13 protein-coding genes, 1 tRNA gene and 1 pseudogene are annotated in these 13,732 nt (G+C 43.4%); 7 read left to right on the forward strand and 8 right to left on the reverse strand.

Annotation, left to right across the window (positions count from 1 at the left end):
- Positions 1-180: 180 nt before the first annotated feature.
- The 5 genes from EKN56_RS01370 to aspA form a co-directional block, all read right to left on the reverse strand.
- Positions 181-256, reverse strand: a tRNA-Phe gene (locus tag EKN56_RS01370).
- A gap of 137 nt (positions 257-393) precedes the next feature.
- Positions 394-2,148: a protein-disulfide reductase DsbD gene (locus EKN56_RS01375; protein ID WP_130590173.1), complete on the reverse strand. Its 1,755-nt coding sequence runs from the start codon at positions 2,146-2,148 to the stop codon at positions 394-396.
- Positions 2,124-2,468 carry a divalent cation tolerance protein CutA gene (cutA, locus tag EKN56_RS01380; protein ID WP_130590174.1) on the reverse strand — a complete coding sequence of 115 codons (345 nt, stop codon included), beginning with the start codon at positions 2,466-2,468 and terminating at the stop codon, positions 2,124-2,126. The genes EKN56_RS01375 and cutA overlap by 25 nt, the downstream gene beginning before the upstream one ends.
- Positions 2,469-2,605: 137 nt before the next feature.
- Positions 2,606-3,907 carry an anaerobic C4-dicarboxylate transporter gene (locus tag EKN56_RS01385; RefSeq protein WP_130590175.1) on the reverse strand — a complete coding sequence of 434 codons (1,302 nt, stop codon included), beginning with the start codon at positions 3,905-3,907 and terminating at the stop codon, positions 2,606-2,608.
- A 148-nt stretch (positions 3,908-4,055) separates the two neighbouring features.
- A complete protein-coding gene (gene aspA, locus EKN56_RS01390) occupies positions 4,056-5,480 on the reverse strand; it encodes an aspartate ammonia-lyase (RefSeq protein WP_130590176.1) in 1,425 nt (474 codons plus the stop codon).
- Positions 5,481-5,886: 406 nt separating this feature from the next.
- On the opposite strand from aspA, the gene EKN56_RS01395 reads away from it, so the two are divergent.
- From EKN56_RS01395 to groL, 3 genes are all read left to right on the forward strand, one after another.
- Positions 5,887-6,366, forward strand: coding sequence for an FxsA family protein (locus EKN56_RS01395; protein WP_130590177.1), 480 nt, complete (start codon positions 5,887-5,889; stop codon positions 6,364-6,366).
- A 173-nt stretch (positions 6,367-6,539) separates the two neighbouring features.
- Positions 6,540-6,833: a co-chaperone GroES gene (locus EKN56_RS01400; protein ID WP_108901213.1), complete on the forward strand. Its 294-nt coding sequence runs from the start codon at positions 6,540-6,542 to the stop codon at positions 6,831-6,833.
- Between the two features lie 52 nt (positions 6,834-6,885).
- Entirely contained in the window at positions 6,886-8,532 is a 1,647-nt protein-coding gene (gene groL / locus EKN56_RS01405; protein WP_130590178.1) for a chaperonin GroEL, read from the forward strand.
- 90 nt (positions 8,533-8,622) lie between these two features.
- Here groL and fliB read toward each other — a convergent pair whose 3' ends face one another.
- Together fliB and epmB are read right to left on the reverse strand one after the other, a co-directional pair.
- Positions 8,623-9,840: a flagellin lysine-N-methylase gene (gene fliB, locus EKN56_RS01410; RefSeq protein WP_130590179.1), complete on the reverse strand. Its 1,218-nt coding sequence runs from the start codon at positions 9,838-9,840 to the stop codon at positions 8,623-8,625.
- Between the two features lie 278 nt (positions 9,841-10,118).
- Positions 10,119-11,147: an EF-P beta-lysylation protein EpmB gene (gene epmB, locus EKN56_RS01415; protein WP_130590180.1), complete on the reverse strand. Its 1,029-nt coding sequence runs from the start codon at positions 11,145-11,147 to the stop codon at positions 10,119-10,121.
- Between the two features lie 42 nt (positions 11,148-11,189).
- Between epmB and efp the strand changes: the two genes are divergently transcribed.
- The 4 genes and pseudogenes from efp to sugE all read left to right on the forward strand — a co-directional run bounded on the left by efp (position 11,190) and on the right by sugE (position 12,808).
- Entirely contained in the window at positions 11,190-11,756 is a 567-nt protein-coding gene (gene efp, locus EKN56_RS01420; protein ID WP_130590181.1) for an elongation factor P, read from the forward strand.
- Between the two features lie 112 nt (positions 11,757-11,868).
- Positions 11,869-11,961 (forward strand): annotated as a pseudogene (locus EKN56_RS01425) (entericidin A/B family lipoprotein); the annotation flags it as partial.
- 42 nt (positions 11,962-12,003) lie between these two features.
- Positions 12,004-12,357: a DMT family protein gene (locus tag EKN56_RS01430; RefSeq protein ID WP_108901218.1), complete on the forward strand. Its 354-nt coding sequence runs from the start codon at positions 12,004-12,006 to the stop codon at positions 12,355-12,357.
- Between the two features lie 136 nt (positions 12,358-12,493).
- Complete coding sequence (gene sugE / locus EKN56_RS01435) at positions 12,494-12,808, forward strand: quaternary ammonium compound efflux SMR transporter SugE (RefSeq protein ID WP_130590182.1); 315 nt, start codon at positions 12,494-12,496, stop codon at positions 12,806-12,808.
- A 38-nt stretch (positions 12,809-12,846) separates the two neighbouring features.
- On the opposite strand, the gene EKN56_RS01440 is transcribed toward sugE, so the two are convergent.
- Positions 12,847-13,602: a TetR/AcrR family transcriptional regulator gene (locus EKN56_RS01440; RefSeq protein WP_130590183.1), complete on the reverse strand. Its 756-nt coding sequence runs from the start codon at positions 13,600-13,602 to the stop codon at positions 12,847-12,849.
- Positions 13,603-13,732 lie beyond the last annotated feature (130 nt).

The following is a 13,732-nucleotide window of genomic DNA, read 5'->3' on the forward strand; positions in this document are numbered from 1 at the left end:
ATCATAACTTGCTAATTGAGATGATCTGAAATTACGTTGGTCTTGTATTTAGGATACAACAGTTATGATGATGTAATAATTTTGTAATGAAATGGTTTCATTCAAATAATATTTACATGGATAATATATTTCGAATTGCTACAAAAGCAAAAACCCGCCATAGGCGGGTTTTCTGAATGATGGTGCCCGGACTCGGAATCGAACCAAGGACACGGGGATTTTCAATCCCCTGCTCTACCGACTGAGCTATCCGGGCAACGGGGCGCATTAAACCGGATCTACGCCTTATCGTCAATGGCTTTCTGTCTTTTAAGCAGTAAATTCCGATCAACCGCTGTTTTTTCACTCGAATTCTATCGTTATGCCTAAATATTCAGCGAAATAGGAGCAGGGTTATTCTGCCTGGGTGTTATATTTTTTGATTTTTTCAATATGCTCAACAAACTGCTCTGCATTCATGAACCCGGATACACGCAGCTCAGTAAGCTCTCTGCCCGTTTTATCGAAAAAAAGGATAGTGGGTAGGCCCAGTACCTGAAACTCCTTCAGCAGCGCGATATGTTGCTTATTATTCGCCGTTACGTCCGCCTGAAGTAAAACTGCATCAGACAGTGCATTTTGTACTGAAGGGGCGCTAAAGGTATATTTCTCAAACTCTTTGCAGGTCACACACCAGTCAGCATACAGATCCAACATAACGATCTTACCTTTGGCATTAGCCAGAACCCGGTGTAGTTCATCACTATCACTAACCGGCGTAAACAGGCTATGTGTATCAGTTTGGGCCTGTGGGATTGCGGGGCTAAATGCCCAATCCTGTAATGGGCGGGTAACAATAAGCGCAGCGGCCAGTAATAATAGCTGAAGGAGTCTGATCCATCCTTGTTGGGAACGTAAGCTGACAATAAAAGCCCAGCCAAAGAAAGCTAATCCCAACGCTGACCACATTCGCAGCTCCCAAATTTCGCCATACAGGCGGCCTAATAAGATCACCGGAAGTGCCAGAATCAGGAAGCCAAATCCTTCTTTAACATACTGCATCCATGGGCCACTACGCGGTAATACCTTGTTGCCAAATAATGTAACCAGTATTAGGGGAATCCCCATTCCCAGGGCATACAGATATAGCGTTCCGCCACCCGCAAGCAGATTGCCGCTTTGGGCAATATAAAGCAGGATTGCTGTTAATGGTGCTGTGGTACATGGAGAACTGATAAGCCCTGCCAACGCTCCCATAATAAAGACGCCTAAAGGAGAACCGCCTTTTTGGTTATTACTCCAGCCGGTCATTTTGGTTTGTAATGACGAAGGGAGTTGTAGGGTGTAGACCCCAAACATAGAGAGTGCCAGCAGAATGAATAACGCTGATAGTCCAATTAGAACCACAGGATGTTGAAAATAAGCCTGAAATTGCATACCAGCAGCAGCCACAACAATGCCCAGTGCGGTATAAGTTAACGCCATTCCCTGCACATAAACAAAGGCCAGAAAAAAGGTGCGCTTCAGGCTATAGCTTTGCTTATTTCCTAAAATAATACTGGAAATCAACGGATACATCGGCAGCACGCAAGGGGTTGCCGCGGCAATGATACCAATAACTAAGGCCCACAAAGGGGAGAAGGGAAGTGACTCCTCACTCTTTGTTCCGTCGGTTTGCGGAGGTAACGCCGTTATTGCTACCGAATTACTGGTACTGGTCGTTGTTATTTCACTTAATGGAACCGTACGTGTTTCAGGGGGATAACAAAATCCAGCCTCAGCACAGCCTTGATAACTAACAGTAATTACAGAGTTGTTTTGAGCTTGTGAAAGGGTCAACGGTATTGATAAAGAATGCTTATAAATTAAGGTATCACCGTAGAAGGCATCGTTATGCTTTTCTGCAGTGGGGAATGTATAGGGTGCTATCGTGGCATCTTGTGCTTCAATTTTTATTTGGTGTTGATAGAGATAGTAACCAGGAGCGATATCCCACTTGAGAATCAGATTTTGATTGTTCTGGCTAAAATCAAAGGCAAAAGCCTGATCGACACTGACAAATTTTCCTGCAGAGGGTGTTTTATCAAATAGTGAAGCCTGTGCACTAAACGAGGTGCAAAACAGCGTCAGCCAAAAGAGAATAATTAATTTAGTGATGTGTCGAGCCATGATAGATATTCTTTGTCGCCTTTGCTGACGGGTAATGCCAGCAGTTCTGGTAATTCATAGGGGTGATGCTGTTTCAGCTTTGCCATCAGGGCATCCTGATGCTGACAGTTTGTTTTCAGCAACATCTGAACCTCATACTCCTGCTCCAACTTACCCTGCCAGTAATAGAGGGAGGTGGCACCAGGTAAAATTGTGACGCAGGCCGCTAATTTTTCAGCTAATACTAAAGTAGCAAGCTCTTGTGCACTGGCTTCATCGGGCGCAGTACAAAGAATTACAATGGCGTTGGTACCGGTATTGTCAGAAATTGCTGCTGTCATAATGTTTACCTCTGGATGATGGAAAACATGTTGCATTCAGCAAAACACTATACTGGTTGAGTGGGGGTTTGTCAGTAACTGGAAGAGAAAGAGAGGAATAGACCTGAAGTGCAAGCACTTCAGGTCTATAAAGGCAATTACAGAACCATATTACCTACGATAAAGCCAAACAGAACTGACAGGGCAATAGCAATAACGCCCGGGACCAGGAATGAATGGTTAAACACATACTTACCGATACGGGTTGAACCGGTATCATCCATCTGAACGGCTGCCAGCAGAGTTGGGTAAGTTGGCAGAACAAACAGAGCAGAAACAGCGGCGAATGACGCTACAACACCAACTGGTGTTACGCCAAGAGCCAGAGCTGCTGGTAACAATGCTTTCGCTGTTGCGGCTTGTGAATACAGCAGCGTAGCAGCAAAGAACAGAATAATCGCTAACATCCAGGAGTGTTCTTGCAGCAGGCTACCAGAGAACTCTTTGATTTCGTTGATGTGAGCTTGAACGAAGGTATCACCTAACCACGCAACACCCAGTACGCAGACACAAGCACTCATACCTGATTTGAAGGTACTCGCATTCAGGATTTCGTTAGTATCAATCTTACAGAAAACACAGATTGCAGTAGCGATAGTTAACATGAAGACAACGATTGCATGGTCACGACCTAAAATAGGGTTTTCGATCAGACCTACAGACTTACTAATCGATGTTGCATACAGCATAACGGCAACGATACCAAGCAGGAATAACAGAACAGAAAGTTTTGCACCCGGCTTAATCACGATGTCGGCAACTTTAGTATTGCTAACCAGGCCTTTAGCCAGACGCTCTTTATAAACCGGATCGTCTTTTAACTCGCTGCCCAGGAAGTTACTGACAATAGCAGTCAACATAACGGCTACAAAGGTAGTTGGAATACAAATACCTAACAGGGTTAAGTAGCTGACGCCAACGGGTTCCAGAATACCGGCAGTAAATACTACCGCAGCTGAAATTGGTGATGCTGTGATGGCGATCTGTGATGCTACAACCGCGATAGACAATGGACGTGAAGGACGGATACCCTGGCCTTTTGCCACTTCGGCGATAACTGGCATAGTAGAGAAAGCAGTGTGACCAGTACCCGCGAAGATTGTCATGACATAGGTAACGATGGGTGCCAGAAACGTAATGTATTTAGGATGTTTACGTAACAGTTTTGCAGCCAAACTAACCAGATAGTCCATACCGCCTGCGACCTGCATTGCTGCGATTGCCGCGATAACTGACATGATGATTTGAATAACGTCGAACGGGATATTACCAGGGTTGATTTGGCAAACCGTAGTAAGAACCAGTACACCCAGTCCACCGGCAAAACCGATGGCGATACCACCTAGTCGTGCACCAACATAGATGGCCAGCAGGACAATCACAAATTGCACAGCTAACATATATTATTTCCTTGATTTTATACGTGTTATTAAAAATAGATAACACAAAGTTAACGACTACAAGTTCCTACGAGTATTAAAAAGGCATGCTATTTTTCAAATGACATGCCTTTTGTTTGGTTATTGCAGAGTCTTAGTTCTCTCGCAACTAGTCGTCGTAACGTTTTGCTTTATATTCTGGGTGCATCAGGTTCTTGATGGAGAAGATATCATCAAGTTCTGCTTCGGTCAGAAGACCGCGCTCCAGAACAACTTCGCGTACGGTTTTGCCGGTTTCAGCACAAATCTTACCAACAATGTCACCATTGTGGTGGCCAATGAATGGGTTCAGATAAGTAACGATACCGATTGAGCCGAACACATAGGCTTCACACACTTCTTTATTGGCAGTGATACCATCAACACATTTTTCAACCAGGTTGTGACATGCATTAGACAGAATGTGAATTGACTCAAACATAGCCTGACCGATAACAGGTTCCATTACGTTTAACTGTAATTGGCCAGCTTCTGCAGCCATAGTTACGCAAATGTCGTTACCGATAACTTTAAAGCAAACCTGGTTAACCACTTCAGGAATAACCGGGTTAACTTTAGCTGGCATGATAGAAGAGCCAGCTTGCAGTTCAGGTAAGTTGATTTCGTTTAAACCAGCGCGTGGGCCAGAAGAGAGTAAACGAAGGTCGTTACAGATTTTAGACATTTTTACTGCAAGGCGTTTTAATGCGCCATGAACCATAACGTAAGCGCCACAGTCAGACGTTGCTTCAATCAAGTCTTCTGCAACTACGCATGGGAAGCCGCTAACTTCAGCCAGCTTCTTCACCGCCAGAGGAGAGTACTCTTTTGGTGTATTCAGACCGGTACCGATAGCTGTTGCACCAAGGTTAACTTCGAGCAGTAACTCAGCAGTACGGGTAATGTTTCTAACTTCTTCTTTCAGTAACACGCTAAAGGCATGGAACTCTTGGCCTAAAGTCATTGGTACAGCGTCTTGTAACTGAGTACGGCCCATTTTCAGGACTTCTTTAAACTCAACCGCTTTACGATCAAAGCCTGCACGCAGTACTTCAATAGACTCAACCAGCTTCATTAACGAAGAGTAAACCGCGATACGGAATCCGGTAGGATAAGCATCGTTGGTAGACTGGCACTTGTTGACGTGGTCATTCGGGTTCAGATACTGATATTCCCCTTTTTGATGACCCATCATTTCCAGACCAATGTTAGCGATAACCTCGTTAGTATTCATATTGACAGAGGTACCTGCGCCACCCTGATAAACATCAACAGGGAATTGATCCATGCACTTACCGTTTTTCAAAACTTCATCACAAGCCTGGATGATGGCATCAGCAATTGAACGAGGAATGGTTTTCAGTTCCTTGTTAGCCATTGCGGCTGCTTTTTTTACCATTACCATGCCACGAACAAACTCTGGGATATCACTGATTTTGCTGTTACTGATATAAAAGTTTTCAATGGCACGCAGAGTATGTACACCATAGTAAGCTTCAGCAGGAACTTCGCGTGTTCCTAACAGGTCTTCTTCGATACGGATGTTATTTGACATGTAAACCTTCTTTAATATACCAAGATGAATAAATAGTGAAAAACTGTGTTGCTAAATGATTACAATATTATAAAAGCGTTGGCGCCCTTGGTGTGGAGATCATAAGCTCCTTTTGATTAAAAGTATGAACCTAGATCAGATTATTGGCATCATAAAAAATATTAATGACATAAACGTGATTTAAATCACACTAAAGAGGTAGTTGTTGTTTTTGTCGTCAGAGTTGATTTTTTAAGATGTCAGCACTATATCAAGGCTATATATATAGTATATTAAACTGCTTTTGCTAATTTTAATGATAGGTTATCAAAACGTCATCTTAATGTTAATTATGCTTGTTTTTGATATAGCTTCAGTATGTTACTATGCAAAAAATCATTTAATTTCTGAATGTTAAGGAGCTTATGTGCGTTGGCTACCGTTAATTCTATTGTTTCTACTGATTTATATCGAGATCACAATTTTTATTAAAGTTGCTGCTGTTTTTGGCGTGGCACTGACATTAATTCTGGTGATCCTGACATCGTGTTTAGGCGTATCACTGGTCCGTCATCAGGGGCTAAAAACATTAATACAAATGCAGGAGAAGATGGCTAATGGCGAAAATCCTGCTGGCGAGATGGTAAAAAGCGTTTCGCTGTTGCTTGCAGGCTTCTTATTACTGATCCCCGGTTTTTTCACCGACTTCTTAGGGTTGCTGTTGCTGCTGCCACCGATTCAGAAGCTACTGACGCTGAGAGTGATGCCATTTATTCATGTGTTTCGTTCAACTTCCGGTAATTCATCAACGACAGGTCAGGGCGGATATACTGTTGAAGGTGAGTTTCAGCGTAAAGAAGATGACACAAGCAAACACATTGGTGACAAAAAAGATCCTGACCTCTAAACAATCATACCGATCGCTGTTCATTGTTTATGCAAAACAACTTATGTAAATTTTTTTCACCTTCCCCCTTGAAGGGGAGGTGAATGCCCCCAATATCACTTTCACGAGGCTGGTAATTAAATGTACCCGCTCAAACCTAACCTGGTAAGGACCTTCTCAAAGGAGAGCTATCAATGAAAATTCGTCCACTACACGACCGCGTAATTGTAAAACGCAAAGAAGTTGAAACTAAGTCAGCTGGCGGTATTGTGCTGACTGGTTCTGCAGCAGCAAAATCCACCCGTGGTGAAGTATTGGCTGTTGGCAAAGGTCGTATTTTAGAAAACGGCGAAGTGAAAGCACTGGATGTAAAAGTTGGCGATGTCGTTATTTTTAACGATGGCTACGGCGTGAAAGTAGAAAAAATCGATAACGATGAAGTCCTGATTATGTCCGAAAGCGATATTCTGGCGATTGTTGAAGCGTAATTTAGAGCGCTCTTTTTTTGAACTGAATTGAAAAGTTAAGGGAAACCTGAAAATGGCAGCTAAAGACGTTAAATTTGGTAATGATGCTCGTGTAAAAATGTTACGCGGCGTAAATGTTCTGGCCGATGCAGTAAAAGTGACTCTGGGACCTAAAGGTCGTAACGTAGTTCTGGATAAGTCATTTGGCGCACCAACAATCACTAAAGACGGTGTATCCGTAGCGCGTGAAATCGAGCTGGAAGACAAATTCGAAAATATGGGTGCACAAATGGTTAAGGAAGTTGCTTCCAAGGCCAATGATGCTGCAGGTGACGGTACAACTACCGCAACTGTACTGGCCCAGGCGATTGTGACTGAAGGTCTGAAAGCCGTTGCTGCGGGTATGAACCCGATGGACCTGAAGCGCGGTATCGATAAAGCGGTTATCTCAGCAGTAGAAGAGCTGAAGAAACTGTCTGTACCTTGCTCTGATTCTAAAGCGATTGCTCAGGTAGGTACTATTTCTGCTAACTCTGACTCAAGCGTTGGTTCGCTGATTGCTGAAGCCATGGAGAAAGTAGGTAAAGAAGGCGTTATTACCGTTGAAGAAGGCACTGGCCTGGAAGACGAGTTAGACGTTGTTGAAGGTATGCAGTTCGATCGCGGTTACCTTTCACCTTATTTCATCAACAAACCAGAAACGGGTGCTGTTGAGCTGGAAAGTCCTTTCATTCTGTTAGTAGATAAGAAAATCTCTAATATCCGTGAAATGCTGCCAGTATTAGAAGCGGTTGCAAAAGCAGGTAAACCACTGGCTATCATCGCTGAAGATGTAGAAGGTGAAGCTCTGGCAACGCTGGTCGTTAACACCATGCGTGGTATCGTGAAAGTGGCTGCTGTTAAAGCTCCTGGCTTTGGCGATCGTCGTAAAGCTATGCTGCAGGACATCGCAACGCTGACTGGCGGTACCGTCATTTCTGAAGAGATTGGTTTAGAGCTGGAAAAAGCCACTCTGGAAGATTTAGGCCAGGCAAAACGCGTTGTTATCAACAAAGATACTACCATCATCATTGATGGTGTTGGTGAAGAAGACGCTATCAAAGGTCGCGTAACGCAAATTCGTCAACAAATCGAAGAAGCGACTTCTGATTACGATCGTGAAAAATTACAAGAGCGTGTCGCTAAATTAGCTGGCGGTGTTGCTGTGCTGAAAGTAGGCGCTGCAACTGAAATCGAAATGAAAGAGAAGAAAGCACGTGTGGAAGATGCACTGCAAGCAACCCGTGCTGCGGTAGAAGAAGGCGTTGTTGCTGGTGGTGGTGTAGCATTAATTCGTGTTGCAGCGAAAATTGCCGATCTGCAGGGTGATAACGAAGATCAAACCGTCGGTGTTCGTGTTGCATTACGCGCAATGGAAGCTCCATTACGTCAAATCGTTGCTAACGCAGGTGAAGAACCATCTGTTGTGGCAAACAACGTGAAAGCAGGTGATGGCAGCTACGGTTATAACGCCGCAACTGAACAATATGGCGATATGATCGATATGGGTATTCTGGATCCAACCAAAGTAACCCGTTCTGCTCTGCAATATGCAGCGTCAATCGCTGGTCTGATGATCACCACTGAATGTATGGTGACTGACCTGCCGAAAGATGACAAATTAGACATGGGTGCTGCTGGTGGTATGAGCGGCATGGGTGGTATGGGCGGAATGATGTAATTCCCCTGTACATTCAGCCTGTCTGAATAGTAAAAACCCCGGTTGATACCGGGGTTTTTTTATGTTTTTAAAAGCAGATTAGGCAAATAGTTAACATGCAGGATTCAACAACAGTTGGAGAATATTTTCCGGATGATAAAGCCCACTTTCTTTCAGACTGTTGGCCGACAGTTTAAATGTTTCCGGATACTGACGACGCCAGCGATGATAAATATTCACAATGTCGATCATCTTTGATTTTCTGAGCTGAGAATATTTCAGTGCCCAATAGCCAAGCAGATTACGCAGTATAAAGCAGTCAGTAATCAGTTGATAATAGGTCTCGGCCTCAGACATTTTCGCATGATAAGGGAAGCTATCGTGATAAAGACGATAGAACAAATAGTTAGTCACTACATGAGGGAACTCATTGAATACCGGAGCGACGGTTTGCATCCAGGCATTTTCAAGAGCAGCCATTTTTTGCGCACCGCTTTCAGTCGACTGCTGCAGAATATCTTGATGAACTTCTTTCCAGAATGACGCCATCGTTGGCACAGTTTCAACATTGGCTAATTCCGCTACCTGCGACCCAATTTGAGCAAACAGCTGCCAACGGGCCACATTATTATCAGGGATGTTACTCATGCGGAGTTTAATATCATCATGAGTTAACGATGCGGCTCGCAAATGCAGCTGTTCAATAGCCTGATTTTTCTGTTTTTTATTGGTGTAATCATCCCGAGTCATTGGCAATACTAATTCACCGATTGCCAATAACCGTTCTGAAAGTGAGAGTTCCGGGCGCAGCGCAATAGCAATACATTCGGCGTTAACTCGGTGATAGATATCGGTGAGAGGCGATTGGCTTCGGGATGAAATCATTTTTTTAGATTCCAACCAGATAGATGTCTGGCTCATCAGGATCTGACCACAAGCTTCCGGACATTCAATAGCCAAACTTTTACGCACCTCATTTTGCCAGCGAATATCCACATAAGGGTAATCAAGGCAGAATTTAGGACGGGTATGGAGATCGTCCCTGCGGCCAATCAGACAGTAAGTACAGGAGCGGCCCTTATCAAAAAACGGGCAGTAATTATCTTTGGTTAGATGAATGGTGCCCCAGTTTTCCAGATCGGTTTTTGCCAGTTGAATACTTTGCTGGGCTACGGTGCGGATATCTTCATCAGAACTTTTCAGATAAGCCTGAGTACTGATTTTATCCAGTGGGATCTCTTTACCAATACAACAGGTACATAAACATCCACCGCCATTACATTGAAACCGGCGTACATATTCAGGTTCATAAATATTGATGATATTCATCCCAGCCTATCCAATGTATATTTATTCCATCAACCAATGGCTATAGTACGGTTTTATTTCCGAATGGTAAATAAGTAAAACTTATGTGGGGAATAGGGCGTTATATTTATTAGAAAAAAGTGGTTTTTTATTTATCTGTATAAGGTAGTAACTATGGTTACTAAATTTAAATATATTAAAGTAAATTATTTCAATAGGTAATTAATTGTCATGTTGCATAGAAAAATCCATCTGCCATCTAATTGTATTAGATGAATTTATCTATGCTTTTTAATTGATTATAAAGGAATTATATTCAAATCCAATGGGGTTTTACTGGGTTGCCCACCAATTTCACGGGTCAGTTTAGGAACCAGATAACCCGACGTTGTTTCCAACATTTTTCGTATAATATGGCGAGCCTGGTTATCATCTACCATAAAATGAGCCGCCCCCTGAACTTTATCTAAAACGTGGAGATAATAAGGTAATATTCCTGAGCTAAATAATGCATTGCTCAGGTTAACCAACGCGTTGCAATTATCGTTAATTCCTTTCAGTAATACGCTTTGATTTAATAAGGTTACTCCAACATTTTTTAATTTTTGCATGCTGTTTTTTACATCAGAATCAATTTCATTCTCATGATTAATATGGGTAACCAGGACAATTTGTAAGCGCGAACGGGCAAAACGTTGGCACAACTCATCGGTTATTCTGTCCGGGATAACTACAGGTAGGCGAGAATGAATGCGTAAGCGTTGCAGATGAGGGATTTTTTCTACTTCTGTTATCAGCCAGTCCAGTTCATGATCTTTGGCCATCAACGGATCGCCACCGGAAAAGATAAGTTCGTCCAGTTCAGTATGTTGGCTGAGATAATTTAGCGCGTTCTTCCAGCTCTCTTTATTGCCAGGATTATCATGATAAGGGAAATGGCGACGGAAGCAGTACCGGCAGTTAACGGCGCATCCACCCTTAACCAACAGCAGAGCCCGGTTATGATATTTATGCAATAAACCAGGAACGGCTGCACTTTGCTCTTCTAAAGGATCTACACTGTAACCTGGCGTTTCATAAAACTCATCCTGTAGGGTAATGACCTGCCGTAACAATGGGTCAGTGGCGTCGCCTTTTTTCATTCTGGCTGCAAATGACCGGGGAACACGCAAGGCAAACAGACGGCGAGCGTCGATACCTGCACGTAGTTCAGGGTGATTCTCAAGAGATAAATAACGTAATAATTCTTCAGGATCGGTAATAACATCCGATAACTGTTGCAACCATCCTTCTCTAGTTGCGGTGTTATAGGTTACAATGTGCGCCATTTTTAGCTGAGCTACCTAAATTAATCAAGAAAGAGGACCATCATGGCGACTTATTCTAGCAACGATTTCCGTCCGGGTCTTAAAATCATGCTAGACGGCGAACCTTGTGCCGTTATTGAAAGTGAATTTGTGAAACCAGGTAAAGGTCAGGCCTTTGCCCGTGTTCGTCTGCGTAAACTGATTTCTGGTAAGTTATTAGAGAAAACCTTCAAATCTACCGACAGCGCTGAAGGTGCTGACGTTATGGATATGAACCTGACTTATTTATATAACGACGGCGATTTCTGGCACTTCATGAACAACGAAACCTTTGAGCAATTAGCTGCGGATGCAAAAGCCGTTGGTGATAACGCTAAATGGTTGGTTGAACAGGCAGAATGTATTCTGACTCTGTGGAATGGTTCTCCAATCGCCGTAACTCCACCTAACTTTGTTGAACTGGAAATCGTTGATACCGATCCGGGTCTGAAAGGTGATACAGCAGGTACCGGTGGTAAACCAGCAACCTTATCTACCGGCGCGGTAGTTAAAGTTCCATTATTTGTTCAGTTAGGCGAAGTGATTAAAGTTGACACTCGCTCTGGTGAATATGTATCCCGCGTTAAGTAATTATCTTAATCGCCAGTATAAGGCCGTTTTACGGCCTTATCTGTTCTGCCTTCCAAAACAATTCTGACGATAAGGAGTGCTGCATGTTTAAGGCTATTAGTGCTATCTTTTTATCACTGGTTGTGGTTTCAGCAGTAATACTGTCCGTGGCTTCGGAGAAGATATCCGCCATGTTGGTAGTGCAATTGAACGTGGAGCCAGCTGAAGTTAATTTCTCAGGTTATTCTGTTATCAGGGTATAGCCGTCATGTCATCATTGATTATCACTGTTTGCATGTTGACGCTGAGCAACGTGTTCATGACTTTTGCCTGGTATGGGCATTTAAAATATTTTCATAGTAAAACCTGGGTGATTGCCGCGTTAGTCAGTTGGGGCATTGCGCTGTTTGAATATCTGTTGCAAGTGCCGGCCAACCGAATAGGGTATGAAGTTGCCAGCGCAGGCCAGTTAAAGATTATTCAGGAAGTGATTAGCCTGACGGTATTTATTCCTTTTTCCATGTACATACTTAAAGAACCTTTTCGTACTGACTATATTTGGGCTGGCTTGTGCCTGCTGGGTGCGGTGTTCTTTATGTTCAGGAATAAAATCATGGTATAATTACCAAGCTGTACTATTTTACTTCAGGATTTACTGAAATAAGGTTAGCAGCATCTGCTTATTGGCTGGTTGGGACGACCCAATCACGCATCATCATTTCAGGGGACGACCCCAAAGTATCAGGGGAGTACCTGTTATGGCATGGATTATTCTGTTTATTGCCGGTTTACTGGAAGTCGTATGGGCAATTGGTTTGAAATATAGCCACGGATTTACCCGTTTAACCCCCAGCATTATTACCGCAGTGGCAATGGCTGCCAGCGTTTTTCTGTTGGCAAATGCAATGAAAACGCTACCTGTAGGAACCGCATATGCAGTCTGGACCGGTATTGGTGCTGTTGGCGCCGCGGTAACTGGGATCGTTTTGTTGGGAGAGTCTGCCAGCGTAATGAGAATAATCAGCCTGTGTCTGATTATTGGCGGTATTATCGGCCTGAAGTTTAGTTCGTAATAATATAAACCCACCTGACCTCTTGATTTCGGGTGGGTTTATTTTTCGGCGGTATTATCCAGTGGATTAAGAGATTTAAGCACCGACAGGCTATGGTTAAGGTTCTGTTTATTGTTGGCAGCTAAACGCTCCAAACCTGCAACAATGAATGAGAGTAAGTATTCACATGCCTGTTCTTTGTCTTCCACTGAACAGAGCTGTTGCGACAACCCACCGATACGATCGACTTCCGAGAAAGTGTTACACATTACACCTACCATAAAATCAAAGCCCCACTGAATACTGGCTTCATCGGCATCAGGCATAGCACGACGCATTTCCTGTTGAAAGCGTGCAGCACCAGAATCAAATTGCTCCTGCAATAGTGACAGGTTGTAACCCAGTAGGGTTGATACGATACGTGCATAGCTGCGCCAACCTGCACCGCCGTTTAAATGCCAGAACAGGTAGGGCGTCACGAAAGCATGAACAATTTGCTCAATGGAAAGCGGTTTGCCGCCATTTTCATTGCTGAAGTAATCAAGAAGCTGCAAGCGAGATTCACTTAACAGGCCAATTCTGCGTTTAATTACCGCATCAAACAGCGCTTCTTTAGTACCAAAATGATAGTGGGCCAGAGCCAGTTTTACATCGGCTTTTTGAGTTATCTGACGGATAGATACGGCATCATAGCTACTCAGGGCGAAGAGTTCTTCGGCGGCATTAAGAATTTTTTCTGATGTTGATATTTGCATGTCGTATTTTGATACCATCAAAGAGGCGACCAGTGGCTTCCTGGCTAAACGTTTGATCATTATAAAGCCGCATAGCAGAAATACATCTAATTTTATCCGCTTACCGTCTTCAACTATACCTGCTCACAGATTCTGACTCTCAGGGCAGGCTTTAATTACCTCTCTCTATCATCCTATTTTTTAACACATT

This window comes from Limnobaculum zhutongyuii (genome assembly GCF_004295645.1).
Taxonomy (GTDB): domain Bacteria; phylum Pseudomonadota; class Gammaproteobacteria; order Enterobacterales; family Enterobacteriaceae; genus Limnobaculum; species Limnobaculum zhutongyuii.

Coding starts and splice junctions, on each gene's coding strand:
- EKN56_RS01440 (WP_130590183.1), bottom strand. CDS start 13,602: ATGATCAAACGTTTAGCCAGGAAGCCACTGGTCGCCTCTTTGATGGTA.
- cutA (WP_130590174.1), bottom strand. CDS start 2,468: ATGACAGCAGCAATTTCTGACAATACCGGTACCAACGCCATTGTAATT.
- efp (WP_130590181.1), top strand. CDS start 11,190: ATGGCGACTTATTCTAGCAACGATTTCCGTCCGGGTCTTAAAATCATG.
- aspA (WP_130590176.1), bottom strand. CDS start 5,480: ATGTCAAATAACATCCGTATCGAAGAAGACCTGTTAGGAACACGCGAA.
- fliB (WP_130590179.1), bottom strand. CDS start 9,840: ATGAATATCATCAATATTTATGAACCTGAATATGTACGCCGGTTTCAA.
- EKN56_RS01400 (WP_108901213.1), top strand. CDS start 6,540: ATGAAAATTCGTCCACTACACGACCGCGTAATTGTAAAACGCAAAGAA.
- epmB (WP_130590180.1), bottom strand. CDS start 11,147: ATGGCGCACATTGTAACCTATAACACCGCAACTAGAGAAGGATGGTTG.
- EKN56_RS01385 (WP_130590175.1), bottom strand. CDS start 3,907: ATGTTAGCTGTGCAATTTGTGATTGTCCTGCTGGCCATCTATGTTGGT.
- groL (WP_130590178.1), top strand. CDS start 6,886: ATGGCAGCTAAAGACGTTAAATTTGGTAATGATGCTCGTGTAAAAATG.
- sugE (WP_130590182.1), top strand. CDS start 12,494: ATGGCATGGATTATTCTGTTTATTGCCGGTTTACTGGAAGTCGTATGG.
- EKN56_RS01430 (WP_108901218.1), top strand. CDS start 12,004: ATGTCATCATTGATTATCACTGTTTGCATGTTGACGCTGAGCAACGTG.
- EKN56_RS01375 (WP_130590173.1), bottom strand. CDS start 2,148: ATGGCTCGACACATCACTAAATTAATTATTCTCTTTTGGCTGACGCTG.